The organism is Demequina oxidasica (genome assembly GCF_000975115.1).
In the GTDB taxonomy this organism is placed as follows: Bacteria; Actinomycetota; Actinomycetes; order Actinomycetales; family Demequinaceae; genus Demequina; species Demequina oxidasica.
Map to the genome: position 1 here is coordinate 97,026 of NZ_BBRE01000004.1, position 26,141 is coordinate 123,166.

At 63.9% G+C, this 26,141-nt stretch carries 23 protein-coding genes; 17 read left to right on the forward strand and 6 right to left on the reverse strand.

Annotation, left to right across the window (positions count from 1 at the left end):
- The first annotated feature begins 52 nt into the window (after positions 1-52).
- The 3 genes from coaE to AOP77_RS11125 all read left to right on the forward strand — a co-directional run bounded on the left by coaE (position 53) and on the right by AOP77_RS11125 (position 3,941).
- Positions 53-646 carry a dephospho-CoA kinase gene (gene coaE, locus AOP77_RS11115; RefSeq protein ID WP_062213658.1) on the forward strand — a complete coding sequence of 198 codons (594 nt, stop codon included), beginning with the start codon at positions 53-55 and terminating at the stop codon, positions 644-646.
- 47 nt (positions 647-693) lie between these two features.
- Positions 694-2,763 (forward strand): excinuclease ABC subunit UvrB, encoded by a 2,070-nt coding sequence (gene uvrB, locus AOP77_RS11120; protein ID WP_062213660.1) that lies wholly within the window; start codon positions 694-696, stop codon positions 2,761-2,763.
- A gap of 77 nt (positions 2,764-2,840) precedes the next feature.
- A complete protein-coding gene (locus AOP77_RS11125; protein ID WP_084622572.1) occupies positions 2,841-3,941 on the forward strand; it encodes a TerC family protein in 1,101 nt (366 codons plus the stop codon).
- 8 nt (positions 3,942-3,949) lie between these two features.
- Here AOP77_RS11125 and AOP77_RS11130 read toward each other — a convergent pair whose 3' ends face one another.
- On the reverse strand, positions 3,950-4,237 hold the full coding sequence (locus AOP77_RS11130) for a YciI family protein (RefSeq protein WP_062213662.1): 288 nt from the start codon (positions 4,235-4,237) through the stop codon (positions 3,950-3,952).
- A gap of 107 nt (positions 4,238-4,344) precedes the next feature.
- On the opposite strand from AOP77_RS11130, the gene uvrA reads away from it, so the two are divergent.
- The 11 genes from uvrA (at position 4,345) to AOP77_RS11185 (ending at position 16,337) form a co-directional block, all read left to right on the forward strand.
- Positions 4,345-7,185, forward strand: a complete 2,841-nt coding sequence (uvrA, locus tag AOP77_RS11135) for an excinuclease ABC subunit UvrA (RefSeq protein WP_062213664.1) — start codon at positions 4,345-4,347, stop codon at positions 7,183-7,185.
- Positions 7,186-7,194: 9 nt separating this feature from the next.
- Positions 7,195-9,057, forward strand: coding sequence for an excinuclease ABC subunit UvrC (uvrC, locus tag AOP77_RS11140; protein ID WP_062213665.1), 1,863 nt, complete (start codon positions 7,195-7,197; stop codon positions 9,055-9,057).
- Positions 9,058-9,074: 17 nt separating this feature from the next.
- Positions 9,075-10,013, forward strand: a complete 939-nt coding sequence (rapZ, locus tag AOP77_RS11145; RefSeq protein ID WP_062213667.1) for an RNase adapter RapZ — start codon at positions 9,075-9,077, stop codon at positions 10,011-10,013.
- Positions 10,010-10,966: a gluconeogenesis factor YvcK family protein gene (locus AOP77_RS11150; protein ID WP_062213669.1), complete on the forward strand. Its 957-nt coding sequence runs from the start codon at positions 10,010-10,012 to the stop codon at positions 10,964-10,966. The genes rapZ and AOP77_RS11150 overlap by 4 nt, the downstream gene beginning before the upstream one ends.
- A gap of 16 nt (positions 10,967-10,982) precedes the next feature.
- On the forward strand, positions 10,983-11,969 hold the full coding sequence (gene whiA / locus AOP77_RS11155) for a DNA-binding protein WhiA (RefSeq protein ID WP_062213671.1): 987 nt from the start codon (positions 10,983-10,985) through the stop codon (positions 11,967-11,969).
- 158 nt (positions 11,970-12,127) lie between these two features.
- Positions 12,128-13,132 (forward strand): type I glyceraldehyde-3-phosphate dehydrogenase, encoded by a 1,005-nt coding sequence (gene gap, locus AOP77_RS11160; protein ID WP_062213672.1) that lies wholly within the window; start codon positions 12,128-12,130, stop codon positions 13,130-13,132.
- A 145-nt stretch (positions 13,133-13,277) separates the two neighbouring features.
- Positions 13,278-14,468: a phosphoglycerate kinase gene (locus AOP77_RS11165; RefSeq protein ID WP_062213673.1), complete on the forward strand. Its 1,191-nt coding sequence runs from the start codon at positions 13,278-13,280 to the stop codon at positions 14,466-14,468.
- A 4-nt stretch (positions 14,469-14,472) separates the two neighbouring features.
- Complete coding sequence (gene tpiA / locus AOP77_RS11170; RefSeq protein WP_062213674.1) at positions 14,473-15,264, forward strand: triose-phosphate isomerase; 792 nt, start codon at positions 14,473-14,475, stop codon at positions 15,262-15,264.
- A gap of 63 nt (positions 15,265-15,327) precedes the next feature.
- A complete protein-coding gene (gene secG, locus AOP77_RS11175) occupies positions 15,328-15,573 on the forward strand; it encodes a preprotein translocase subunit SecG (RefSeq protein WP_061965975.1) in 246 nt (81 codons plus the stop codon).
- 12 nt (positions 15,574-15,585) lie between these two features.
- Positions 15,586-15,948, forward strand: a complete 363-nt coding sequence (locus AOP77_RS11180; RefSeq protein ID WP_062213675.1) for an RNA polymerase-binding protein RbpA — start codon at positions 15,586-15,588, stop codon at positions 15,946-15,948.
- Positions 15,949-16,112: 164 nt separating this feature from the next.
- A complete protein-coding gene (locus AOP77_RS11185) occupies positions 16,113-16,337 on the forward strand; it encodes a SelT/SelW/SelH family protein (RefSeq protein ID WP_062213676.1) in 225 nt (74 codons plus the stop codon).
- Between the two features lie 67 nt (positions 16,338-16,404).
- Here the strand turns inward: AOP77_RS11185 and pgl are convergent, their stop codons facing one another.
- From pgl to tkt, 5 genes are read right to left on the reverse strand one after another with little or no spacing between them, the layout of a single operon-like run.
- Positions 16,405-17,121, reverse strand: a complete 717-nt coding sequence (pgl, locus tag AOP77_RS11190; RefSeq protein ID WP_062213678.1) for a 6-phosphogluconolactonase — start codon at positions 17,119-17,121, stop codon at positions 16,405-16,407.
- Entirely contained in the window at positions 17,118-18,026 is a 909-nt protein-coding gene (locus AOP77_RS11195) for a glucose-6-phosphate dehydrogenase assembly protein OpcA (protein WP_062213679.1), read from the reverse strand. Before AOP77_RS11195 ends, pgl begins: the two co-directional genes overlap by 4 nt.
- Positions 18,023-19,540, reverse strand: coding sequence for a glucose-6-phosphate dehydrogenase (gene zwf / locus AOP77_RS11200; protein WP_062213681.1), 1,518 nt, complete (start codon positions 19,538-19,540; stop codon positions 18,023-18,025). Before zwf ends, AOP77_RS11195 begins: the two co-directional genes overlap by 4 nt.
- Positions 19,541-21,175 carry a phosphoglucose isomerase-related protein gene (locus tag AOP77_RS11205; RefSeq protein ID WP_236685828.1) on the reverse strand — a complete coding sequence of 545 codons (1,635 nt, stop codon included), beginning with the start codon at positions 21,173-21,175 and terminating at the stop codon, positions 19,541-19,543.
- On the reverse strand, positions 21,172-23,244 hold the full coding sequence (gene tkt / locus AOP77_RS11210) for a transketolase (RefSeq protein ID WP_236685829.1): 2,073 nt from the start codon (positions 23,242-23,244) through the stop codon (positions 21,172-21,174). The genes AOP77_RS11205 and tkt overlap by 4 nt, the downstream gene beginning before the upstream one ends.
- A gap of 97 nt (positions 23,245-23,341) precedes the next feature.
- On the opposite strand from tkt, the gene AOP77_RS11215 reads away from it, so the two are divergent.
- Genes AOP77_RS11215 through AOP77_RS11225 form a run of 3 tightly spaced genes read left to right on the forward strand, consistent with a single transcriptional unit; the run spans position 23,342 to position 26,141 of the window.
- A complete protein-coding gene (locus tag AOP77_RS11215; RefSeq protein WP_062213685.1) occupies positions 23,342-24,307 on the forward strand; it encodes a heme o synthase in 966 nt (321 codons plus the stop codon).
- Positions 24,308-24,324: 17 nt separating this feature from the next.
- Entirely contained in the window at positions 24,325-25,260 is a 936-nt protein-coding gene (locus AOP77_RS11220; protein WP_062213687.1) for a site-specific tyrosine recombinase XerD, read from the forward strand.
- Between the two features lie 41 nt (positions 25,261-25,301).
- Entirely contained in the window at positions 25,302-26,141 is an 840-nt protein-coding gene (locus AOP77_RS11225; protein ID WP_062213688.1) for a ParA family protein, read from the forward strand.

Sequence of the window (26,141 nt, forward strand, 5' to 3'; positions counted from 1 at the left end):
AATCTGCCACACCATGTTGCCCTCCAACTGCGTGAGGTGCCAGACTTCCCGCATGCTTCGCATTGGACTCACAGGCGGTATCGCTTCAGGAAAGTCGGTTGTCGCCGAACGCCTGGGCGAACTAGGCGCGCACGTCGTCGACCATGACGTGCTGTCGCGGCGTGTGGTGGAGCCAGGCTCGGCTGCTCTCGTGGAGATTGTCCACGCCTTCGGAGACCGAGTAGTGGTAGATGGGCAACTCGACCGTGAGGCGCTCGGCACGCTGGTGTTCACGGACGGCCGTGCCCGTGAACGTCTCAACTGCATAGTTCACCCTTATATCGAGGCGATGGCCGCGGCAATGGACAAGCAGGCTCGGGCGGCGGGCGAGGCGGTCGTGGTGCACGACATTCCGTTATTGGTGGAGACCAATCAGGGTGGCGCTTTTGGTCTGGTCGTGACGGTTGCGGCCCCCGTCGAGGTGCGCCTCAAGCGTTTGATGGAGACCCGCAGCATGCGCCATGACCACGCCCAGGCGCGCATTGACTCGCAGGCGACTGACGAGGAGCGCGCAGCAGTGGCCGACCATGTTTTTGACGGCAGCGGAACCCGGGAGCGGCTGCGTGCCCAAGTTGACGAGTTCTGGACCATTCACGTTCCGCATTAGGGGAGCGTGTGTCCTGTCGTGTCACACCCGGGGCGTAGCGTTGAGACATGACTGACTCTGATCTGCGCCGCTCTGAGGCACCCTTTGAAGTGATCTCGGAATACAAGCCCTCCGGAGACCAGCCCAAGGCCATCGAGGATCTCGCCAGCCGCATTCAGGCGGGGGAGCAGGACGTGGTGCTGTTGGGCGCCACCGGTACCGGTAAGTCGGCGACGACGGCCTGGCTGGTGGAGCGGCTGCAGCGCCCCACACTGGTGATGGCGCACAACAAGACCCTCGCCGCGCAACTTGCAACCGAGTTCAGAGAACTGTTGCCAAATAATGCGGTCGAGTACTTCGTGAGCTATTACGACTATTACCAGCCTGAGGCGTACGTGCCACAGACGGACACGTTCATCGAGAAGGACTCCTCGATTAACGAGGAGGTGGAGCGCCTGCGGTATTCAGCGACCAACTCGCTGCTGACCCGCCGTGACGTGATCGTGGTCTCGTCCGTGTCCTGCATCTACGGCCTCGGCACCCCCGAGGAGTACATCGATGGCATGGTGACGCTGGCCGTGGGCGACGTCTTTGACCGAGACAAGTTGCTGCGCAAGTTCGTAGCCAACCAGTACGCGCGCAATGACCTGGCGTTTACGCGCGGCACCTTCCGTGTACGCGGTGACACCATTGAGATCATCCCGGTGTACGAAGAGCTCGCTATCCGCATCGAGATGTTTGGGGATGAGATCGAGGCGCTGTACACCCTCCATCCCCTCACAGGGGAGAAGGTTGCCCAACGCGAGCAGGTCCATATCTTCCCCGCGTCGCACTATGTGGCGAGCCAGGACCGCATGAACCGCGCCATCTCCACCATTGAGCAGGAACTCGGTGAGCGGTTGCAGGAGATGGAGAGTCAGAACAAGCTACTTGAGGCACAGCGACTCAAGATGCGCACCACCTTTGACCTCGAGATGATGCGTTCCGTTGGCACCTGCTCCGGCATCGAGAACTACTCCAGCCACATGGAGCAGCGCGCCCCCGGAACGCCACCTCACACACTGCTTGACTACTTCCCGGACGACTTCCTACTGGTCCTCGACGAGTCGCACGTCACGGTGCCGCAGATCGGCGCGATGTTCGAGGGCGATGCGTCTCGCAAGCGGACGCTCGTAGAACACGGATTCAGGTTGCCTTCCGCGATGGACAACCGCCCACTCAAATGGGCTGAGTTTCAGGAACGCGTGGGGCAGACCGTCTACCTGTCCGCGACGCCCGGCAAGTACGAGCTCGAACGAGCCGATGGGGTGGTGGAGCAGATAATTCGCCCCACTGGCCTCGTGGACCCGCAGATTGTGGTCAAGCCCACGGAGGGGCAGATCGACGACCTGCTCGAACAGATCCGTCTGCGTGTGGAGCGCGATGAGCGTGTACTCGTGACCACGTTGACTAAGAAGATGGCGGAGGACCTCACCGAATTCCTAAGTGACCGGGATATCCGGGTGGAGTATCTGCATTCGGACGTCGATACGTTGAGGCGCGTGGAACTATTGCGTGAACTACGCATGGGGCGCTTCGACGTGCTCGTGGGTATCAACCTCCTGCGAGAGGGACTGGATCTGCCCGAGGTGTCCCTGGTCAGCATCCTGGACGCAGACAAGGAGGGCTTCTTGCGCTCGGGCACGTCGCTAATCCAGACCATTGGCCGTGCGGCCCGCAACGTCTCCGGCGAGGTGCACATGTACGCGGACCGGATCACCGACTCCATGGCGAAGGCCATTGACGAGACCACTCGCCGTCGCGAGCGTCAGGTCCAATACAACCTCGACAACGGTATCGATCCCACACCCTTGCGCAAACGCATCGGTGACATCACGGAGATGCTCGCACGCGAGGACGCGGATACTGCAAAGACGCTCGACCTGGCCGCTCAGTCTAAGAAGGGCGGCAAGAAGGCCTCCACCCGAGAGGTTTCCAACGCGCAACGCCCCGCGGCTGAACTCACCGGGCTCATCGAGGAACTGTCAGAGCAGATGCACGAGTCCGCGGCGAACCTACAATTCGAGATCGCGGCGCGTTTGCGCGATGAGATCGGGGAGCTCAAGAAAGAGTTGCGTCATATGCTCGACGCTGGCTGACTCTTAGTTCGCGTTCGGCAGGCGAAGGTTCGACACCCCTGGCCCGACGCCGTGCTAAGCGGCCGTAGTATTGCCGGGTGAACGAGACAATTGTGTGGACCGCGACCATCGGGCTTATCGTCGCCCTCTTCGCCTTCGACTTCATCGTCGTAATTCGCCGGCCGCACGTGCCCACGTTCCGTGAGTCAGTGTTTTGGTCACTGTTCTACATCGGGATCGCGCTGATCTTTGGCGCGAGTATGCACTTTTGGTGGGACGACTTCCATGCGGGCGAGTACTTCGCAGGCTATGTGACGGAGAAGTCGCTGTCCGTCGACAACCTGTTCGTGTTCCTCGTGATCATGACGCGATTCGCCGTTCCGCCCAAGTATCGACCCAAGGTGTTGCTGATCGGCATCGCGATTGCGCTTGTGCTGCGAGGACTTTTCATCTGGGCGGGCGCCGCTGCCATCGAGCACTTCTCCTGGACCTTCTACATCTTTGGCGCATTCCTGGTCTATACCGCGATTGGGCTGGTGCGCGAGGACAGCGAGGATGCCGCGCATCCGGAGTACAAGGAGAGCGCGCTGATCCGCGGCGTGCGCAAGATCATGCCGGTCACCGACGGCTACCGCGGTGGCCACATGACGGTCCGCGAGGCAGGAAAGCGGATGATCACGCCGCTGCTGATTGTGGTGCTCGCACTGGGCACCACCGACGTGCTCTTTGCGCTTGACTCGATTCCCGCGATCTTTGGGCTGACCAAGGACCCGTACATCGTCTTCACGGCGAACGCCTTCGCGCTGCTGGGCCTGCGCCAGCTCTTCTTCCTGGTGGACGGGCTGCTGCAGCGCCTGGTCTACCTGCACTACGGCCTCGCGGCAATCCTCGCGTTTATTGGCGTCAAGCTGGTGCTCGAGGCGCTCCACAGCAACTCGATCTCATGGCTCAACGGCGGACAGCCCTTTGACTGGGCACCGGTGATCTCCACTTCGACGTCGCTGATCGTCATTCTGGCGACGCTGACCATAGCGACCGTTGCCAGCCTCATCGCCACCAGAAACAAGAAGGCACTCGTCGCCGACCTTGAGGCGGACGAGCGCGGGGCGGAGCTGCAGGACCTGGGGCAGCAGCACTCGCCTCAGGTGACCGACGCTACGTTCGGGGACGGCGATACGCCGAAAGGCTCACAGAAGTAGCCGGTCAGCTAGCGGGGGACAGCGCCCCAGGTGCCGATCCACTCACGCACTCGGTGTGAGTCAACGATGCCGTTCTTCACGAACGGATCCTCGGCAAGCAGGGACTCAACCTCGGCGGCCGATGCGGCGGCGATAAGGAGCAGGGCACCGGCGGGGCCGTCCTCGCCAAAACGACCATAGGCCAGCATCTGTTCTGTCGCGACCAGCGACTCCAGGTACGCGCGGTGCTCGGGGCGGATTGCGTCGCGGTTGGCAACGTCGTCGGTGTAGGTGTACTCGACCATGTAGTTCGTCATGGCCTCATTCTGGTGCGTGGCACCATCGCGAAACAAATCGCGCCAGTAATGTCCGCATCGGCGCGTTCGAACACATGTTCGACGCAAATCCCACGTAGCATAGTCGTGTGAATGACCGAATCCTGGTGCGCGGAGCGCGCGAACACAATCTCAAGGGCGTAGACCTCGACCTCCCTCGCGACTCGCTGATCGTTTTCAGCGGGCTCAGCGGGTCAGGCAAGTCGTCGCTCGCGTTCGACACCATCTTCGCGGAGGGGCAGCGTCGGTACGTCGAGTCGCTGTCGGCGTACGCCCGCCAGTTCCTTGGCCAGATGGACAAGCCGGACGTGGACTTCATCGAGGGACTGTCGCCCGCGGTGTCCATCGACCAAAAGTCGACCAACCGCAATCCGCGCTCCACCGTCGGTACCATCACCGAGATCTATGACTACCTGCGCCTGCTTTACGCCCGCGTGGGTACTCAGCACTGCCCCAAGTGCGGGGAGCGCATTCAGGCGCAGACTCCTCAGCAGATTGTGGACTCCGTGCTCGCGATGCCAGAGGGCACTCGATACCAGGTGCTCGCACCCGTCATTCGAGGCCGCAAGGGCGAGTATTCGGAGCTATTCGACGACCTCCAGCAGCAGGGCTTCGCTCGTGCCCGCGTGGACGGCGAGACTATCCAGCTCACCGAGCCCCCCGAGCTCGAGAAGAAGCTCAAGCACGACATCGAGGTGGTAGTCGATCGCTTGGTGGCCCGTGATGGCGTACGTCAGCGCCTGACCGACTCGGTCGAAACCGCGCTGCGCATTGCGGATGGCCTGGTCATCATCGACCCCGTGGACAGCGACATTGAGCCCCGTAGATATAGCGAGAAGCGTGCGTGCCCCAACGACCACATACTCATGCTCGAGGAGATGGAGCCACGCACTTTCTCATTTAACGCTCCGTATGGCGCGTGCCCCGAGTGCTCCGGCATTGGCATCAAGCTCGAGGTGGATCGCGACCTGGTGGTCCCGGACCCGGGACTTAGCCTGAACCAGGGCGCCGTGGCGCCGTGGTCGAGTATGGCGACGGAGTATTTCTCGCGCATGCTCAACGCGCTCGCTCAAGATCTCGAGTTCGATATGGATGCGCCGTGGGAGAGCCTGTCCAAGGAGGTCCAGGAGTCCATCCTGGTGGGCAAGGACTACGAGGTGCACGTCAAATTCCGCAACCGCTATGGGCGCGAGCGGCAGTACACCACGGGGTTTGAGGGTGCGGTCACGTGGATCGAGCGACTGCATTCACAGACCGAGTCCGAGTTCTCGCGCGAGAAGTACGAGAACTACATGCGCGAGGTGCCCTGCCCCACGTGCGCGGGCTCACGTCTCAAGCCCGAGGTGCTCGCCGTCACCATTGGCGGACTGTCGATCTCGGACGTTTGCAACCTGTCCATCGCCGACGCGCGTGACTTCCTGCTCAAGGCCGACCTCGACGAGCGTGGCCGCCAGATCGCTGTCCAAGTGCTCAAGGAGATCGATGCCAGGTTGGGCTTCCTGCTCGACGTGGGCCTGGACTACCTGACCATGGCTCGCGCGGCCGGCACGCTGTCCGGCGGAGAGGCGCAACGCATCAGGCTCGCAACGCAGATCGGCTCTGGCTTGGTGGGTGTGCTCTATGTGCTTGACGAGCCGAGCATCGGCCTGCACCAGCGTGACAATCGGCGCCTCATTGAGACGCTGACGCGGCTGCGCGACCTCGGCAACACGCTGATCGTGGTCGAGCACGACGAGGACACCATCCGCGTCGCCGATTGGATCGTCGACATCGGTCCGGGTGCCGGTGAGCATGGGGGAGAAGTGGTCCATGCGGGCACCTACGAGGACCTACTCACCAACGAGAAGTCCATCACCGGGGCGTACGTCTCTGGCCGCATGAAGATCGAGGCGCCCGGCGAGCGTCGCGAGGTGGATCCAGACCGGCACGTCACTGTCATTGGCGCCCGTGAGAACAACCTGCGGGATATCGAGGTGTCGTTCCCGCTGGGCGTCTTCACCGCTGTCACAGGTGTTTCCGGATCCGGAAAGTCCACGCTCGTCAACGCGATCCTCTACACGTCGCTTGCCAACACGCTGAATGGTGCCCGTCAGGTCGCGGGGCGACACACGCGCATTCTCGGCACGGATCAGCTCGACAAAATCGTGCACGTGGACCAGGGCCCTATCGGCCGCACGCCACGCTCGAACCCCGCGACCTATACCGGGGTGTGGGACAAGGTACGCAAACTGTTCGCAGACACTCAAGAGGCCAAGGTCCGCGGCTACGGACCAGGGCGGTTCTCCTTCAACGTCAAGGGTGGTCGTTGCGAGGCGTGCTCTGGTGACGGAACCCTCAAGATCGAGATGAACTTCCTGCCGGACGTCTACGTTCCCTGCGAGGTCTGCAAGGGCGCGCGATACAACCGTGAGACGCTCGAGGTGCACTTCAAGGGCAAGAATGTCGCCGACGTGCTAGATATGCCCATCGAGGAGGCGGCTCACTTCTTTGAGGCGATTCCCACCATCTCGCGCCACCTGACCACGCTGGTCGAGGTAGGGCTGGGGTACGTGCGGCTGGGCCAGCCGGCTCCCACGCTATCCGGCGGAGAGGCGCAACGCGTCAAGTTGGCGTCCGAGCTGCAGCGACGGTCCACGGGTCGCACCGTGTACGTGCTGGACGAACCCACTACAGGGTTGCACTTCGAGGACGTACGCAAGCTACTCGGGGTCCTGCAGGGGTTGGTCGACAAGGGCAACACGGTCATCGTGATTGAGCACAATCTGGATGTCATCAAATCTGCAGACTGGGTGATTGACATGGGGCCCGAGGGTGGATCCGGCGGAGGCCTTGTGGTTGCCGAGGGTACTCCCGAGCAGGTCGCCGCGGTGGCCGCAAGCCATACCGGCGGGTTTCTTGCTGAGTCGCTCGGTGTTGCAGTCACGGCCTAGTCTGAACGCGTGACGAATCCGGCCGACTACCGCCCCGCACCGGGCAGTATCCCCACCGATCCCGGTGTGTATCGCTTTCGCGATCCGCACGGCCGGGTGGTGTACGTCGGCAAGGCTAAGAACCTGCGCGCGCGGCTGAGCAACTACTTCCAAGACCTGTTTGCGCTGCACCCGCGCACGAGGCTCATGGTGACGACCGCGGCGTCGGTCGAGTGGACAGTGGTGCGCTCCGAGGTCGAGGCGTTGATCCTCGAGCACACCTGGATCAAGCAATACGACCCCCGCTTCAACGTGGTGTTCAAGGACGACAAGTCGTATCCGTACCTCGCAGTCACACTCAACGAGAAGTACCCTCGCATCCAGGTGATGCGCGGCGATCGCAAGCCTGGGGTTCGCTACTTTGGCCCCTACGCCAAGGCTTGGGCGATCCGCGAGACCGTCGACACCTTGTTGACGGCGCTGCCGGTGCGCACCTGCGCGAACGGTGTGTTCAAGAAGGCCGAACGTCAGGGCCGTCCGTGTCTACTTGGGTACATCGATAAATGTTCCGCTCCGTGCGTGGGGCGCATCAGTGTGGAGGATCACCGTGCGCTGGCGGAGCGTGTCTGTGCGGTGCTGGGGGGCGACGCGAAGACGATGATGCGGGACCTCACCGCGGCCATGGAGACCGCTTCGCAGAAGCAGGATTACGAAGGTGCGGCGCGGGCGCGCGACCGACTGCGTGCGCTCAACGCGGTCCTGGAACGCAACGCAGTGGTGCTTCCCGCCGGCACCAACACAGATATTTTTAGTCTGGTAGACGATGACATGGAGGCTGCCGCGCACGTTTTCCATGTGCGAGACGGCCGTATTGCTGGGGAGCGTGGCTGGGTCGTGGACAAGCCCGAGCCGCTCGAAATCCCTGGCATGATCGCACAATTAATTCAGGAAGCGTACGGGTCGGCGGTGGCGGAGGACATCCCCACCGAGATTCTGGTGCCCGCCATCCCGGACATGGCCGACAGTGTGAGTGACTGGCTCTCCGGGGTGCGTGGAGCGCGCGTGGCCGTGCGCGTGGCGTCGCGTGGCAAGAAGGCCGAACTGGCGACCACCGGCCACCAGAATGCTCAACAGGTACTAGACCAGCATCGGCTGAAGCGAGCGTCCGACCTCACCACCCGCTCTGCGGCTCTGCAGGAGCTTCAAAGCGCGATTGGCATGGCCGACGCGCCGCTACGGATCGAGTGTTACGACATCTCCCACACGTCTGGCACTAATCAGGTGGGCTCGATGGTGGTTTTTGAGGACGCCCTGCCCCGTAAGGCGCAGTACCGTCAGTTCTCCATCGCCGATGCTACGGACGACACGGCGGCGATGAAGGAGGTGTTGCGGCGCAGGTTTAGCCGGTATCTGGAGGAGTCGCAGTTGCCGCCGGAGGAGCGTGAGACGGCACGATTCGCGTACCCGCCACAGCTCGTGGTGGTGGACGGCGGCCTCCCGCAGGTGAACTCGGCGGCGGAGGTGCTGCAGGAACTCGGGATCGTAGACGTCATGCTGGTGGGACTCGCGAAGCGCCTCGAGGAGGTATGGATTCACGGCGACCCGTTCCCCGTGATCCTGCCGCGTGGGTCTGAGGCGCTGTACCTGTTGCAGCGGGTGCGCGACGAGGCACACCGGTTCGCAATTAAGAACCACCGTCGCAAGCGCGGTAAGGCGATGCAGGCTTCTGCAGTGGACGCGATTCCGGGCGTGGGTCCCACACGCTCGAAGGCGCTGATCCGGCACTTTGGTTCGCTCGCGAAGCTGAAAGAAGCGTCTCCGGAGCAGATCGCACTAGTGCCGGGAATCGGATCCGGGACCGCGGCGCAGGTCTATACCGCTTTGCGCTCCTAGGGTGGCATGCTTGTCGTATGACCCACGAGCCCGTTCCTGAGACCTATCCGTCGGGTATCCGTAAGCCCGACGTGGAAGCACCGCACTCTAAGCCAGAGGTCATGATCCTCACCGGTATGTCCGGTGCTGGGCGTACCCGTGCGGCCGCGGTGCTCGCGGATTTGGGCTGGTATGTAGTCGACAATCTGCCGCCACAGATGCTCGCGAATCTAGTCACGATGGTGGGCCGCGACTCCGGTCGTAAGTTAGCCGCGGTGGTCGACGTGCGTGGAGGCGAGTTCTTTCAGGATCTCGAGGCAGTGATGGACGATCTTCAGGCGCGCGACGTGCCTGTCACGTTGATTTTCCTCGACGCCTCAGACCACACGCTGGTCTCGCGCTACGAGGAGGCGCGTCGCCGCCACCCCCTGCAGCAGGACGGCACCATTTTGGAGGGAATCGCGCGGGAGCGGACCCAACTCGCGAATGTGCGTGAGCGTGCCGACAACCTCATCGATACGTCTACTCTCAATGTTCATCAATTGCGAGACCGGGTGACCGCGGAGGTGGCGGCGGAGACGCCACGCATCCACGTCAACGTGTTGTCGTTCGGTTTCAAGAACGGCATTCCGGCGGATGCCGACTTTATCGCGGACGTGCGCTTCCTGCTTAACCCGCACTGGAATCCCGAGTTGCGCCCGCTGACCGGACTAGAACCGGCTGTGCGTGACCATGTGCTTTCCGACGATGGCGCCCAGGCATTCCTTGACGCGTACGCGCACGTGATCGACATCGCGCTCAATCGCTACCGCGCTAACGACAAGAGCGACGTCACCATTGGTGTGGGTTGCACCGGAGGTAAGCATCGCTCCGTAGCGATGGCGGAGGCGCTTGGAGACGCGCTGCGTGAGCTTGGCTACTCCGTGCGCACCACCCACCGGGACCGTCCCACGGACCGGGACCGCTCCACGATATGAATCCCGACCCCAGCATCGTCGCCCTTGGCGGGGGACATGGCCTCTACGCCACGTTAACCGCGCTGCGTGACCTAAGTCCATCCCTGACTGCAATCGTGACCGTCGCCGACGACGGCGGCTCATCGGGCCGTCTGCGCACCGAACTCGGGGTGCTGCCCCCGGGCGACCTACGGATGGCGTTGAGCGCGCTATGCGAAGACACCGAGTGGGGACGCACGTGGCGCGATGTGTTGCAGTCTCGCTTTGAGTCCGACGGGCCGCTGAACGGTCATGCGTTAGGAAACCTCCTGATCGCCTCTCTGTGGGAGCACACGGGTTCTGCGGTGGATGGCCTGGACTGGGTTGCACGGCTGTTGCGTGCCCGCGGCAGGGTGCTCCCTCAGGCGGATGTGCCGCTTGAGATTGTCGCCATGGTCGAGCAGGCCGATGGTGTGGTGGAGGTACGCGGCCAAGCCGAGGTGGCATCGGCGCCAGGACGCATTCGGGGGTTTCGGGTGGAACCCGAACGGCCCTCCGTGCCCCGTGCAACGGTCGCGGCGATCGCTGAGGCGGACATGGTGGTGCTTGGTCCGGGTAGTTGGTACACCTCGGTGCTCACGCACTTCCTTGTTCCGGATGTATCGGAGGCGCTACACGGCGCGGCCCGCCGTACCGTGGTGACGCTCAACCTGGCGCACGAGGACATCGAAACCGCGGGAACCGACAGGGTGGATGACATCCGCGCCATGCGGGAATTGGTGCCTGACTTCCGCCCCGCGATGGTGGTTGCGGACATCGGACACAGCGATGACTCCACACTGCATGACGAGCTGACTGACTGGGGCGTCGAGCTTGTGACCGCAGATGTCGCGCTCGACGGTGCCAATGCGCGCCACAACCCGGAACTTTTGCGCGCTGTTTATCAGGGCTTGCTCTCGCGATTGGCCGGAAGCGTTCCCGAGCAACAGCATTGAGTGGCAAGATAAGCGCATGGCTCTGACGGCACAGGTGAAGGACGAACTCGCACGCGTACCCACGGAGAAGGTGTCGGCGCGCAAAGCCGAGATCGCCTCCACCCTAAGGTTTGCTGGTGGGCTGCACATCGTGTCCGGTCGCATCGTCATTGAAGCCGAACTAGACACCGCTATTGGCGCACGTCGCCTACGCACTTTCATCCACGAGGTCTATGGCCTCGGTAGCGAGATCATCGTGGTCCAGGGTGGTGCCCTCAAGAAGGGCAACCGTTACGTGGTGCGCGTGGTCAAGGAGGGTGAGTCGCTCGCCCGTCAGACCGGACTTCTTGACCACCGCGGCCGACCCGTTCGAGGCTTGCCACCGCACGTCGTCGCCGGATCCATTGAGGACACGATTGCCGCGTGGCGTGGCGCGTTCCTCGCCCACGGCTCCCTCACGGAGCCTGGACGATCTTCCGCGCTTGAGGTCACATCCCCAGGGCCCGAGGCCGCATTGGCGCTTGTCGGCGCTGCACGTCGACTGGGAATTTCCGCGAAGTCTCGTGAGGTTCGTGGCGTGGACCGCGTGGTCATCCGAGACGGGGACGCGATCTCCGCCCTGCTGGCTCGCCTTGGCGCTCACGACTCGGTGCTCGACTGGGAGCAGAAGCGCACTCGTCGTGAAGTACGCGGCACGGCAAACCGCTTGGCTAACTTTGACGACGCGAACCTGCGTCGCTCGGCGCAGGCGGCAGTCGCCGCCGGAGCGCGTGTAGAACGCGCGTTCGAGATCCTGGGCGACGAGGTTCCGGACCACCTGCGTGAGGCTGGTCAGTTGCGCCTCGCCAACAAGGAAGCGTCGCTCGAGGAACTCGGCAAGATGGCCGACCCGCAGCTCACCAAGGATGCCGTCGCGGGCCGGATTCGCCGCCTGCTCGCCACGGCAGACAAGAAGGCTGAGGATCTTGGGATCCCCGACACCGAGGCCGGCATCGCGGAGCAGTTGCTCGAACTCGACAGGTAACTGCACACTCGGGACTAAAGTCGCGTGCATCGCGCGTCTCGGTAGTAGTAAGGTAGAAGGCAGTGGCCAGGCTTTGTTCCGGCCCCAGCGCACGTAGTGGTGCGCAAGCATCTACCACCAACCGCGCCGGGCATCGGCGCGAGCCGAGGAGAAAAAAAGTGACCATTAAGGTCGGCATTAACGGCTTTGGCCGTATTGGACGTAACTACTTCCGCGCGATTCTCGCGTCAGGCGCGGACATCGAGGTCGTTGGCATCAATGACCTCACCGACAACGCGACTCTCGCGCACCTCCTCAAGTACGACTCCATCCTGGGTCGCATCGGCGTCGAGGTGACGCACACCGAGGACTCCATCACGGTTGACGGCAAGACGTTCCACGCTTCGGCGGAGCGCAACCCCGCAGACCTCAAGTGGGCCGACCTTGGCGCAGACGTCGTCATCGAGTCGACCGGCTTCTTCACGGACGGCACCAAGGCAAAGGCTCACATCGACGCCGGCGCTAAGAAGGTCATCATCTCCGCTCCCGCGAAGAACAACGATGCCACGTTCGTCATGGGCGTGAACCACGAGGACTACGACCCCGCGAACCACCACATCATCTCGAACGCGTCGTGCACCACGAACTGCCTCGCGCCGCTGGCCAAGGCACTCAACGACGGCATCGGAATTGAGCGTGGCCTCATGACCACGATCCACGCTTACACCGCGGACCAGAACCTGCAGGACGCACCTCACAGCGACCTGCGTCGCTCGCGTGCAGCAGCGCTCAACATCGTCCCCACCTCCACCGGTGCGGCCAAGGCTGTTGCGCTCGTCCTTCCGGAGCTCGCCGGCAAGCTCGACGGCTACGCACTTCGCGTGCCCGTCGCCACCGGTTCGGCAACGGACCTCACCTTCACCGCTTCGCGCGAGACCTCCGTTGAGGAAATCAACGCGATCGTCAAGAAGGCTTCCGAAGGCGCTATGAAGGGCTTCCTGGTTTACACCGAAGACCCCATCGTGTCCAAGGACATTGAGACTGACCCCGCATCGTCGATTTTCGACGCTGGTCTCACCAAGGTTATTGGCGATCAGGTCAAGGTTGTCTCGTGGTACGACAACGAGTGGGGCTACTCGAACCGCCTCGTGGACCTCACGGTCTACGTCGGCGAGCGCATCTAACTCCCGTGACTGCAGTAACGTCCGTACACGCCTCGCGTGTGCGGACGTTGCTACGTCAGGGCGAATCCCGCGCCTAGCAACACCTCGCTCGCGCAGCGTTCCCCACGCGCCGGGCTCCTGATTTTCTCGAACTGAAGGAAGACAGATGAAGACGATCGAATCGCTCGGTGACCTCACCGGCAAGCGCGTACTCGTGCGCTCAGACCTCAACGTGCCGCTCGACGGCACCACCATCACCGACGACGGCCGTGTGCGCGCCTCCGTCCCCACTATCAAGCGCCTGCTCGACGCCGGTGCCGCAGTTATCGTCATGGCGCACCTGGGCCGTCCCGGTGGCACTCCCGACGCAAAGTTCTCGCTCGCACCCGCCGCCGCACGCCTGTCTGAGCTCCTCGAGCAGCCCGTGACGCTCGCCGATGACCTGGTGGGACAGTCCGCAGCCGCAACCGTGTCCGCGGCGAAGTCTGGCGACGTCGTCATGCTTGAGAACGTGCGTTTCGATGCTCGCGAGACCTCCAAGGTCGACGCGGAGCGCGAGGAGCTCGCAGCCGAGCTCGCCAAGTTCGCCGACGCCTTCGTGTCCGACGGCTTTGGTGTGGTCCACCGCAAGCAGGCCTCCGTGTACGACCTCGCGAAGGTCCTACCCGCTGCTGCCGGCACGCTGGTGCAGAACGAAGTTGAGTCGCTCAGCCGCGCCGTCAATGAGCCCGCACGCCCGTACGTCGTTGTACTCGGTGGTTCCAAGGTCTCCGACAAGCTCGGCGTGATCGCCAACCTGCTGGGCAAGGCTGATCGTCTGCTTATTGGCGGAGGAATGGTCTTCACGTTCCTCGCGGCCAAGGGCTATGGCGTGGGTAACTCACTGCTCGAGGAGGACCAGATCGAGACCGTCAAGGGCTACCTTGCCAAGGCAGAGGCCAACGGCGTCGAGATCGTTCTCCCCACGGACATCGAGGCAGCCGCAGCATTCGCCGCAGATGCGGACCACAAGGTGGTTGCCGCCGATGCAATTCCGGACGGCAGCATTGGCCTCGACATCGGGCCCGACTCGTCCACGCTGTTCGCATCAAAGATTGCCGACGCGAAGACCATCGTCTGGAACGGCCCCATGGGTGTGTTCGAATTCGAGGCATTCGCGGGTGGCACCAAGGCCGTGGCTCAGGCCATGATCGACGCCGACGGCTTCTCAGTCGTAGGTGGAGGCGACTCGGCAGCAGCCGTGCGTCGACTCGGCTTCGACGAGGCCGGATTCGGTCACATTTCCACTGGCGGCGGCGCGTCGCTCGAACTGCTCGAAGGCAAGGTCCTCCCGGGCCTGGCCGTACTGGAGGCATAGAACCATGGCACGTACCCCGCTCATTGCAGGCAACTGGAAGCTCAACCTCGATCACCTCGAGGCGACGCACACCGTGCAGAAACTCGCGTGGTTGCTGCGCGACGCCAAGCACGACTTCAACGAGGTCGAGGTGGCCGTGCTGCCGTCGTTCACCTCGCTGCGTTCGGTACAGACGCTCGTCGACGCAGATAAGCTCGACATCAAGTACGGTGCGCAGGACATTTCGGCAAACGTGTCCGGTGCCTTCACCGGTGAGGTTGCGGGCTCGCAGCTCGCCAAGCTGGGTTGCGACTACGTCGCCGTCGGCCATTCGGAGCGTCGCGAGCACCACCGCGAGTCCAACGAGCTCCTTGCGGCCAAGGTCGGCGCCGCGTTCGATAACGGCATCGTGCCGATTCTCTGCGTGGGCGAGGGCCTGGATGTGCGCAAGGAAGGCAAGCAGGTCGAGTTCACGCTCGCGCAGATCGACGGCGCGTTGGAAGGCCTCGACGCCGAGCGCGCCAAGCAGATCGTCATCGCGTACGAGCCCGTCTGGGCCATCGGGACAGGCGAGGTCGCTACCCCCGAAGACGCGCAGGAAGTCTGCGGCGCGATTCGCGGTCGCCTGACCGAGTTGTACAGCGCGGAGTTGGCTGACGGCGTGCGCGTGCTCTACGGCGGTTCGGTGAAGTCCTCGAACATCGCTTCCATCATGGACAAGCCCGATGTGGACGGTGCCCTCGTGGGCGGCGCTAGCCTCGATCCTGATGAGTTTGCGAAGATTGCCCGCTTCCGTGCACACCAGGTTGGCCTGTAACGAGTTCACTACGCGACCTAGGTCGCGTATCCTGGTACACGATCATTACTATCAAGGAGAATTGTGGACATCCTGAATGACATCCTGTGGGTGTTGCTCGCTGTCACCAGCCTGCTGCTCATCGGCCTCGTGCTCGTACACCGTGGTCGTGGCGGCGGTATCACCGACATGTTCGGAGGCGGACTCGCGTCAGGCGTGCAGTCCTCGGCTGTAGGTGAGCGTAACCTCACGCGTATTACGTGGGGCGTCGCCATTACTTGGTTCGTCGTGATCGTGCTTCTGGGTCTCATCACTCGTTTCCAGGTTTAAAGGGGGCTTACCATGGCAGGTGGTAGCGCAATTCGAGGGTCTCGCGTAGGTGCGGGACCCATGGGCGAGGACGAACGCGGCGAGTCCGCGCCTCGCCAAACCGTGACGTATTACTGCGCGCGGGGTCACGTGAACTCACCTAGCTTTGCTATTGGTGAGGATCAGGAGATTCCCGTCGAGTGGGACTGCCCCAAGTGTGGGCTGCCCGCTGGACTCGATGCGGCCAACCCGCCCGAGCCCATTCGCAACGAGCCGTACAAGACGCACCTCGCTTACGTGAAGGAGCGCCGCACCGAGTCTGAGGGTGAGGCGCTACTCGATGAGGCGCTGGACGCGCTCAAAGTACGTCGCGGGCAGGTCGCCGTCGGTGAGTAACCACACCGGTACTTAGTTTTCGTTTTGTCAGCACGTTGCCGCCCCCGGGCCGCTTGTTCGTCACGTGAGTGGCGCAAGCAGGCCTGGCAGGGCGGCTTCGTCGTTCCTCGCGTACCGGAATCAATAGGCAACCGGTCTGGTTGTCCCAACGAAGGGAGTACAACATGAACATCGAGATTGAGTATTGCGTACCTTGCGGCTACCTGGATAAGGCATCCGATGCGCAAAAGACCATTCTGAATACGTTCGGCGAGCAGATTGACGCAGTGACGCTCAAGCCCGGTAACAAGGGCGTGTACACGTTCCGCGCCGACGGCGACGTGATCTACACCAAGCCCGACGAGTTCCGCATCGAAGAGATCGTGGACATCATCAAGGCGCGACTTTAGCGCTGAAACGTAAGAAGCCGCCGACAACCGTGAGGTCGTCGGCGGCTTCTGTGCGTCTGGGGCGCTCTTAAGCCTTGGCTGCGGCTGCAGCGTCGACCAGCCACAGTGTGCCCTCGGTGCCATGAACCACGGCGCCCGGGTAAGATTCATTGCCCGCGAGGCAGTCACGAACTGCCTCGGCCTTGCCCTCGCCGGCGGCGACAACCCACACCTGGCGTGCACGCGTGATGGCGCTCAGGCCTAGACTCACGCGCGTGGGCGGGGGCTTGGGGGAGTCGTGCACCGCGATGACGCTGGCGGTGGCCTGTGTGAAGCCTTCGTGCTGAGGAAAGAGCGAGGCGACGTGGCCGTCGGGTCCGAGGCCGAGCATGAGCACGTCCCACTGTGGATTGCCGTGGTCGGCAATCTCGCCGTGATAGGCGGCTGCCGCAGCTTCCGCGGATGGGTAGGCGTCTGAATCGCCCATGCGGTGAATGTTCTCCTCCGGAAGTGGGACGTGGCGTAGGAGCGCATCCTGTGCCTGGCCCTCGTTGCGGTCGGGATCGCCAGCGGCGACAAAGCGTTCATCGCCCCACCACACATGCACTGAGGTCCAATCGATGCTTTCACGCAGCGGCGACTTCGCAACGGCAGCCAGTGTCGCGATACCCACCGTGCCGCCGGTCAGCACCACGTGCACGCGATCCTCCACGGTCAGCGAGTCGGCGATCGCGGTCAGCAATCGCGCTGCGGCGGTCTCAGCGACCGCCTCTGCGTCAGGCAGCACGACAACCCGCCGCTTCATCGGTTTTCCTTGTATGACGCGAGCACCTCGCCGTAGACGCGGTCAGCGTCCAGGCGGCGCAATTCCTCGGCGAGGCAATCGCCAAGGTTGCGGGCCGGAAGCGCGATGACGTGCTCCGGCTGTCCAGGCTGGGTGAGGGTCGCGTTGTGGCCATCCGGACGGAAAATGCCGATCTCTCCGGAGGGGGTCTCGAGCACAATGTGCTGGATGCCCGCGACCTTGTCGTCATAGGTGAGTTCGATCTCGCAGTCGAGGTTGCGCTGTAGCCAGGCGCCTAGCAGCAGGATGGAGGCGCTGTTGGTGTCGCCGTGGATACGTGCCTTGGAAACCGCGCGGTCGGTGACCTGCTCGAGGGCGGCCGCTAGTAGCGCGCGCCACCGAGTGACGCGCGTCCAGGCGAGGTCGGTGTCGCCGTCACGGTAGTTCGCGGAGAGCTTGCACAGCGTGTCTCCGGGATTCTCCTCGCCCTTGGTGTCCGTGATGCGGCGCTGGGCCATCTTGCCAATCCCCGTTTCCGAGGCGTTCGCAGGCACTCCCGCGGGCCACCACGCGACGATCGGCGCATCGGGGAGTAGTAGGGGAGTCACCAGGGTGTCGGCGTGGTTGACCTGCTCACCCGAGGGTCGCAGCACAATGACCTCGGAAGCACCGGCGTCGCCGCCCACGCGAATCTCAGCGTCGAGACGATCCTCGTCGCCGTCCTGTGGGGCCATCACGATGATGCGGCAGGGGTGTTCGCGCGATGCGACGTTCGCGGTATCGATGGCGTAGTCTGCGTCCGCTCCGGTGGCGTCGATCACCAGGGTCATGACTCGCCCGAGCGCGAAGGCGCCACCCTCCTTGCGCGAGTCGATGATCTGACGGTTAATTTCGCCCGTCGTCGTGTGCGGCAGTGGGATGATCATGGGCGCCTCCAGACGCGACCGTCGCGCGCAAGCATTGCGTCGGCGCTAGTGGGACCCCAGGTGCCGGAGCGGTACTGTTCCGGTTGGCCCTGGGTGGCCCAGAATGACGTGATGGGGTCGAGGATCTGCCACGACAGGGCAACCTCCTCATGACGGGGAAACAGGGGTGGGTCACCCAGCAACACATCCAGGATGAGACGCTCGTAGGCCTCGGGCGAGCTCTCGGTAAACGCGTTGCCGTAGGCGAAGTCCATCGTGACGTCGCGTACTTCCATCGCGGCCCCGGGGACCTTGGAACCAAAGCGCAGCGTGACACCTTCGTCGGGCTGCACGCGAATCACGAGGGCATTATTGCCGACGTCGGATCCTTCGACCTGCTGGAAGTAGGGACTCGGTGCCTTCTTGAAGACCAGTGCGATCTCCGTGACCCGGCGTCCAAGACGCTTGCCGGCCCGCAGGTAGAACGGGGTTCCCGCCCAGCGACGGTTGGGGATGTCTACCCGGATGGCCGCGTAAGTCTCGGTGCCCGAGTCCTCAGCGATGCCGTCCTCATCGAGGAATCCGCCCACCTGCTCGCCGCCGCGCCACCCAGCAGAATACTGACCACGAGCGGTGTTCTCGCCCAAGTCCTCCGGCAGCTTGGCGGCGCGGAGCACCTTCTCCTTCTCGGTACGAAGGTCTGCGGCCTCGAAGGTCGCCGGCTCTTCCATGGCGGTGAGCGCCATGAGTTGCAATAGGTGGTTCTGGATGACGTCGCGCGCGGCACCGATGCCGTCGTAGTACCCGGCGCGGCCACCGATGCCGATGTCCTCAGCCATGGTGATCTGCACGTGGTCGATGTACTGCGCGTTCCAGATGGGTTCGAACAGCTGGTTGGCAAAACGCAAAGCCAGCAGATTCTGCACCGTCTCCTTGCCGAGGTAGTGGTCGATGCGGAAGACGGAATCGGGAGGGAAGACCTCGGAGACCACGTCATTGAGATCGTTGGCGGACTCGAGGTCATGACCGAACGGCTTCTCGATGACTACGCGGCGCCACGTGTCCTCCTTGGGCGCGGACAGTCCCGAGTCACGGAGCTGGCGCACTACCTGCGGGAAGGCGGACGGCGGGATCGACAGGTAGAACGCGTGGTTGCCGCCGGTGCCGCGCTCACGGTCGAGCTCCTCGACAGTCTCCCGAAGCGTGTTGAACGCCTCGGGATCGTCAAACGTACCCTGCACAAAGCGAATGCCATCGGAGAGCTGCTTCCAGGTCTCCTCGCGGAACGGGGTTCGGGCGTACTGCTTCACCGAGTCGTGGACTACCTGCTGGAAGTCCTCACGGTCCCACTCCCTGCGGGCAAAACCGGTCAGGGCAAAGGCCGGTGGCAGGAGGCCACGGTTGGCCAGGTCGTACACCGCGGGCATGAGCTTCTTGCGTGCCAGGTCGCCGGTGACACCGAACATCACCAGGCCACACGAGCCAGCAATGCGCGGAAGTCGGCGATCCCGGGGATCGCGGAGGGGGTTATTCACTTAGTTCTTCCCTTCGAGCAACGCGGCCACACGAGCCACGTGCGATGCATCGGTGAGATTAAGGCGCAGGACGGGACGGTCGTGCTCGGCGAGCACCTTCGCGTCTCCTGCGGCCTGGGCTGAGATGAGTTGCGCGAATGAAAACGGGCGCGCGGGAATGTCGAGGTCGCCGGCGAACGTGCCGGTGATCTGCAGGAAGACACCCACGGGGGAGCCGCCCTTGTGAAGCTGTCCGGTCGAGTGAAGGAACCGAGGCCCCCAGCCAAAGGTGGTGGGCCTGCCGGTGCGTTCCGCGATCGCGTGACGCACCGAGGGGAGCGCGGGGTGGCCTTCACGGTTCAGGTAGGCCATTACCGCGAGGTAGCCATGCGGGTCGAGCTGCTGGTAGAGCGCGGTGATCGCGTCCTCGACGGTAGTGATCCCGTCCACGAGGCCCACCGTGCCACGAACCTCGATGCCGTCATCGACAAAGTCGGGGGCTTCGGGCTCGGGGAGCGCATCGAGCAGCGTGCGGGAGGCGGCCTTGGCCGACTCCACGTTGGGCTGGCTGAATGGGTCGATCCCCAGCACACGACCGGCAATCGCCGTCGCGTACTCCCACAGCAGGAACTGGCCGCCTAGCGTGCCCCCGGTCACCACCTGGTGGCCCGATGCATCGGCATCGGCGGCAAGAGCGACGAGTCGCACGTCGATCACGTCGGTCGCGAGGGCCTCGGGTGCGCCGGTCTCGGCGACTACGGGCAGAATTCCCAGCCCGTCCTTGCCGGTTGACTCCGCGATGAGCTGTTCAGCCCAGTCTGCGAAACCCACCAGGGTGGAACCCTCGTCGGTGAAGACCAACTTGTCGCGGTCCGAACCGGCAATGGCCGCACCCAGCACGACCGCGGGATTGGCGGCGGCGTCCTCGGCGAACGATGCCGCGACGGCGTCCGCTTCATCCAACAGTTCCGCAACTGGAACCCCGGCAAGCGCTGATGGCACCAGGCCGAAGGCACTAAGCACTGAGAATCGCCCACCCACGTTGGGGTCGGCCAAGAAGATGGCCCGGTATCCGGCAGCGACAGCATGCTGGTGAAGCGGAGAATCCGGATCGGTCACGACCACGATGTGCTGGCGTGGGTCGAGCCCCGCAGCCTCGAACGCCTCTTCGAAGATCCGGCGCTGTGAGTCGGTTTCCACGGTACCGCCGGACTTAGACGACACCACCAGAATCGTCTCGTCGAGGTCGCCGCCAAGCGCTGCGCGTACCTGGTCCGGGTCGGTCGAGTCCAGCGTGATCAGCGGGACGCCGTACGTCGCGCAGATCACCTCGGGCCCGAGCGATGATCCGCCCATGCCCGCGAGCACCACGTGAGTCTTACCCTCGTCACGCGTATTGCCCACCAGGGCCTCGAGCCGGGGTAGAAACTCGCGTGAGGAGACGTGAAGGTCAGTCCACCCCAACCGCATAGTGGCCTCAGCCTCGGCATCCGGTCCCCACAGCGTGGAGTCTTTGGCCGCGATCCTCGAGGCAACGCGGTCCGCTACTAATTCCTCACTCAGGCGCGACGCGGCCTGCGCAGCGTCACCGGAAACGGTGACTGCCACGTGGGCCGCGTCGTCCACACCTACCCAGGTGCTGAGGAATTCGCTCACTTGGCCGCGGCGATGCTCTCGCGGGCGTGAGCCGCCACGTTGTCGGAGGTGAAACCGTACTCCTTGAAGAGGAAGTCGGCGTCGGCGGAGGCGCCATAGTGCTCGAGCGACACGATGCGTCCGGCATCGCCCACCAGCTCGCGCCAGCCCTGTGCGATGCCGGCCTCAACCGATACGCGGGCCTTCACGCCGGAAGGGATAACTGATTCGCGGTACTCGTCCGACTGCTGGTTGAACCACTCGAGGCAGGGGAGCGAAACAACGCGCGCCTTGATGCCTTCCGCGGCGAGCAGATCTCGTGCGCCCACGGCGTACTGAACCTCGGAGCCGGTACCGATCAGGATCACGTCCGGCTCGCCGTCCGTGTCGAGAAGCGTGTAGCCACCCTTGAGGACGCCCTCTGCCGAGGTGAACTCGCCGTCACGGTCGAACGTGGGGACGCCTTGACGAGTGAGCACGATTCCGGCGGGGCCGTCGGTGCGCTCGAGGATTCCACGCCAAGCGTAGGAGGTCTCATTTGCATCCGCGGGACGGACAACCGCGAGACCCGGGATCGCCCGCAGTGCGGCCAGGTGCTCGATCGGCTGGTGCGTGGGGCCGTCCTCGCCGAGGCCGATGCTGTCGTGTGTCCACACAAAGATGCTGGGGGCCTTCATGAGGGCGCCCAGGCGGACTGCGCCGCGCATGTAGTCCGAGAACTGCATGAACGTACCACCGTAGGCCCGTGTCGGGCCGTGCTGGACGATTCCGTTGAGGATGGCGCCCATGGAGTGCTCGCGGATTCCGAAGTGGAGCGTGCGGCCGTAGGGGTTGCCTGCGAACGCCTCCGTGGAGCGCTCGACGGGCAGGAATGAGGGCTCGCCCTTCATGGTGGTGTTGTTTGAGCCCGCGAGGTCGGCAGAGCCGCCCCACAACTCAGGCAGCACGGGTGCGAGGGCGTTGAGGACGGAGCCAGAGGCGGCGCGAGTCGCGAGGCCCTTGCCAGCCTCGAACACCGGGAGAGCGTCCGTCCAGTTCTCGGGGAATTCGCCGGCGCTGGTACGTGCCAAAAGTGCCGCACGCTCCGGGTTCTCGGCCTGCCAGCGCGCGAATGCGCCGTTCCACTCAGAGTGGGCAGCCTGGCCGCGGTCCTTGACCTCGCGCATGTGGGCCAGGATCTCCGGCTCGACCTCGAAGTGCTTCTGAGGGTCAAAGCCGAGCGCCTTCTTGAGGCCTTCCAACTCCTCCGCGCCCAGCTTGGAGCCGTGGATTCCACCAGTGCCCTGCTTGGTGGGCGAAGGCCAACCGATGATGGTGCTGAGGCGAATGAAGGACGGCTTGCCAGTCTCAGCCTTAGCCGCGGCGATGGCATCGGCTAGGGCGTCGATGTCTTCCTTGTACTCGCCAGTTGCCTTCCAGTTCACGTGGTGCGTGTCCCAGCCGTAGGCGGCGTACCGTGCAGCAACGTCCTCAGTGAACGCGATGTCGGTGTCGTCCTCGATGGAGATGTTGTTGTCATCCCAGATGACGATGAGGTTGCCCAACTCCTGCGTGCCAGCGAGCGAGGAGGCCTCGGAGGTGATGCCCTCCTGCATGTCTCCATCCGACGCGACCACAAAGATGTGGTGGTCAAAGGGGGACTCGCCAGCGGGTGCCTCGGGGTCAAAGAGTCCGCGCTCACGGCGGGCGGCCATAGCCATGCCCACTGCGGTCGCGAGGCCCTGGCCAAGCGGCCCGGTAGTGGTCTCGACGCCGTCCGTGTGGCCCACCTCGGGGTGGCCGGGGGTGCGGGAGCCCGCAACGCGGAGCGACTTGATGTCGTCCATGTTGAGGTCGTAACCGGAAGCGAAGAGCTGTAGGTAAAGAGTGATCGACGAGTGACCGCAGGACAGCACAAAGCGGTCGCGACCGATCCACTTTGAGTCGGACGGGTCGTGCGTCATGGCGTTCTGAAAGAGTAGGTACGCGGCGGGTGCAAGGGAAATTGCGGTTCCGGGGTGGCCACTGCCAACCTTTTCCACTGCATCGGCTGCGAGAACGCGCAGCGTGTCCACCGCGCGGTGATCCTGGTCTGTCCAGTTGATGGTCACAGATATCTCCAAGGTGTTTTGACGGGGCTTTTTCCTTGTCTACCTTAGCGGGAGCGCGGGGGCACTGGGAACGGGTATCCGGCGTTAAGATTGGTGCATGCCCACCGCTTCAACTGACATTGCTGGCGCACCCGCGCCCGCCGCACCCCGCTGGCGTCAGTTGACCCGTCGCATGAGCCCATACGTCGCGCTGACCAAGCCCCGCATCATTGAGTTGTTGCTGGTCACGACGCTTCCCACAATGGTCCTCGCCGCCGATGGCTGGCCCGGCACCTGGTTGATGGTTGCTACCCTCATTGGCGGTTCGCTGTCCGCCGGAAGCGCCAACACGTTCAATATGTATATCGACCGTGACATTGACGCAATCATGAAGCGTACTCAACAGCGACCGCTGGTGACCGGCGCCGTGACGCCGCGCGCAGCGTTGACCTTTGGCTGGGTGCTCGCCGTCGTATCGACCGCGTGGTTCTGGTTTGTGGTGGATTCGCCGCTGGCCGCGGGGCTTTCCGTCGCAGCGATCTTTGGCTACGCGGTGATCTACACGATGGTCCTCAAGCGGCGCACTGCACAGAACATCGTGTGGGGCGGTGCCGCCGGTTGCATGCCTGTGCTCATCGGCTGGGCGGCCGTCACCCAGTCGCTTTCTTGGACGCCTTTTGTGCTGTTCATGATCATCTTCTTGTGGACGCCGCCGCACTACTGGCCGCTGTCCATGAAGTTTAAGAAGGAGTACGCGGCGGCCGAGGTCCCGATGCTGCCCGTGGTCGCGTCCAGCAAGCACGTGGCCGTCGAGATGGTCGCGTACGCAGTAGCGATGGTGTTGGCGACCGTGGTGCTCGTTCCTCTGGCCTCGATGACTTGGGTCTACGCGATCATCGCTGTAGCCGCCGGCGCGTGGTTCACCGCGGGATGCGTTCGCCTCTACCGCCGTTCGGCGGCCGGCAAGGAGAAGCTGCACGAGATGCGGCTGTTCCGGGACTCGATCATGTACCTGACGGTGGTGTTCGCCGCGATCCTGGTGGACCCCTTCCTCCCCGATGCATGGACGGTCTGGCCGAGCTGATGAGCCACCGCCCGTAGATGGTCCAGGCGCCGCGAGGACTTGCCGACCAGCGCGACGCCTACCTGGCGCACGTCACGGTCGAGCGTGGGCTGAGCACCAACACTGTCGCCGCCTATCGCCGCGACCTCACTCGCTATGTTGCGTTCCTCGAAGATCGCGACGTCGCGTCGCTCGTGGACGTCAACCGGTGCGACGTGGCGGGCTTTGCGGAGGTGATCGGCACCGGCGATGACGGCCGCCCTGCCCTCTCCCCAGCATCGTCCTCCCGCACCATCGTCGCCGTGCGCGGCCTGCATCGTTTTGCGCTGATGGAGCAGTGGGTGTTGGCCGACGTGTCGGTGGAGGTCAAGCCGCGCGCCATCCCCAAGCGTCTTCCCAAGGCGATCTCGACTGATCAAGTGGCGGCGATCTTGGAGGTCGCCGCGACCGGCGATGGTGCCGGGCCACTGCGCGACGCGGCGCTGCTCGAGCTCGTGTACGCCACGGGCGCGCGCATATCCGAGGCGGTAGGGCTCGACGTCGACGACCTGGTGCTCGAACCAGGGCAGGAGTCAGTGCTGCTGCGTGGCAAGGGGCGCAAGGAGCGGGTGGTGCCGATCGGTAGTTTCGCCGCCCGCCGCCTGGAGGCGTACCTGGTGCGTGGGCGCGCGTCCTTCGCGTCAAAGGGCAAGGGCACCCCAGCCGTCTTCCTCAATTCGCGTGGCTCGCGGCTGTCCCGCCAGAGCGCGTGGGCGATCCTCAAGGACGCGGCGGAGCGGGCGGGCGTGGACAACGTGTCGCCGCACACGCTGAGGCACTCATTTGCGACGCATCTGTTGACCGGGGGTGCAGACATTCGAGTGGTGCAGGAGCTGCTAGGACACGCGTCCGTCACGACCACGCAGATCTACACGATGGTGACGCGAGACACGTTGCGGGAGGTCTACGCCGCCGCCCACCCGCGCGCCAGGTAGGAGGTCGCGGTAGTTACCCGCGCGCCAGGCAAACCAGCCCCATGCAAAACGGTAATGTGACCTACGTGACTGATTTCCCCGAACCTGCGCCGTTGTCGAGCCACGGCCCCGCACGCATTGTGGCCCTGTGTAACCAGAAGGGCGGCGTCGGCAAGACGACCACTTCCGTCAACCTTGCCGCCGCCCTCGCCGAGTACGGCCGCAAGGTTCTGCTGGTCGACTTCGACCCTCAGGGTGCGGCCTCGGCTGGCCTCGGGATTAACTCACACGAGCTCGACACCACGGTGTACGACCTACTGATGCGCAACGATGTGCCGACCGCCGACGTCATCATGAAGACGGACTTCGAGAACCTCGACGTACTGCCCGCGAACATAGACCTGAGCGCCGCCGAGGTGCAGTTGGTCAGTGAGGTCGCACGCGAGAGTGCCCTCGCCCGCGCGCTGCGCAGCGTGGAGGACGACTACGACGTGATCCTTATCGACTGCCAGCCGTCGCTCGGCCTACTCACCGTCAACGCGCTGGTCGCGGCGCACGGCGTGCTGATCCCACTCGCGAGCGAGTACTTCGCGATGCGTGGCGTCGCGCTGCTCGTCGACACGGTGACCAAGGTGCAGGACCGGCTGAACCCACGGCTGACCATGGACGCGATAGTGCCCACCATGTACGACGCCCGCACGCTGCACTCGCAGGAGGTGGTGGAGCGCGTCCGCGAGGCCTTCGGCGACAAGGTCACCGAGACCATGATTCACCGCACCGTGAAGTTCCCCGATGCTTCGGTTGCCTCCGAGCCCATCACCACCTTTGCGCCCACGCACGCAGGTGCCAAGGCTTACCGTCAGCTCGCGTGCGAGCTCGTGGTGCGCGGGGTCGCTGCGTAA

Coding starts and splice junctions, on each gene's coding strand:
- coaE (WP_062213658.1), top strand. CDS start 53: ATGCTTCGCATTGGACTCACAGGCGGTATCGCTTCAGGAAAGTCGGTT.
- rapZ (WP_062213667.1), top strand. CDS start 9,075: ATGACCCACGAGCCCGTTCCTGAGACCTATCCGTCGGGTATCCGTAAG.
- AOP77_RS11185 (WP_062213676.1), top strand. CDS start 16,113: ATGAACATCGAGATTGAGTATTGCGTACCTTGCGGCTACCTGGATAAG.
- AOP77_RS11130 (WP_062213662.1), bottom strand. CDS start 4,237: ATGACGAACTACATGGTCGAGTACACCTACACCGACGACGTTGCCAAC.
- AOP77_RS11165 (WP_062213673.1), top strand. CDS start 13,278: ATGAAGACGATCGAATCGCTCGGTGACCTCACCGGCAAGCGCGTACTC.
- pgl (WP_062213678.1), bottom strand. CDS start 17,121: ATGAAGCGGCGGGTTGTCGTGCTGCCTGACGCAGAGGCGGTCGCTGAG.
- AOP77_RS11215 (WP_062213685.1), top strand. CDS start 23,342: ATGCCCACCGCTTCAACTGACATTGCTGGCGCACCCGCGCCCGCCGCA.
- uvrB (WP_062213660.1), top strand. CDS start 694: ATGACTGACTCTGATCTGCGCCGCTCTGAGGCACCCTTTGAAGTGATC.
- AOP77_RS11225 (WP_062213688.1), top strand. CDS start 25,302: ATGCAAAACGGTAATGTGACCTACGTGACTGATTTCCCCGAACCTGCG.
- AOP77_RS11220 (WP_062213687.1), top strand. CDS start 24,325: ATGGTCCAGGCGCCGCGAGGACTTGCCGACCAGCGCGACGCCTACCTG.
- AOP77_RS11180 (WP_062213675.1), top strand. CDS start 15,586: ATGGCAGGTGGTAGCGCAATTCGAGGGTCTCGCGTAGGTGCGGGACCC.
- AOP77_RS11150 (WP_062213669.1), top strand. CDS start 10,010: ATGAATCCCGACCCCAGCATCGTCGCCCTTGGCGGGGGACATGGCCTC.
- AOP77_RS11195 (WP_062213679.1), bottom strand. CDS start 18,026: ATGATCATCCCACTGCCGCACACGACGACGGGCGAAATTAACCGTCAG.
- tpiA (WP_062213674.1), top strand. CDS start 14,473: ATGGCACGTACCCCGCTCATTGCAGGCAACTGGAAGCTCAACCTCGAT.
- whiA (WP_062213671.1), top strand. CDS start 10,983: ATGGCTCTGACGGCACAGGTGAAGGACGAACTCGCACGCGTACCCACG.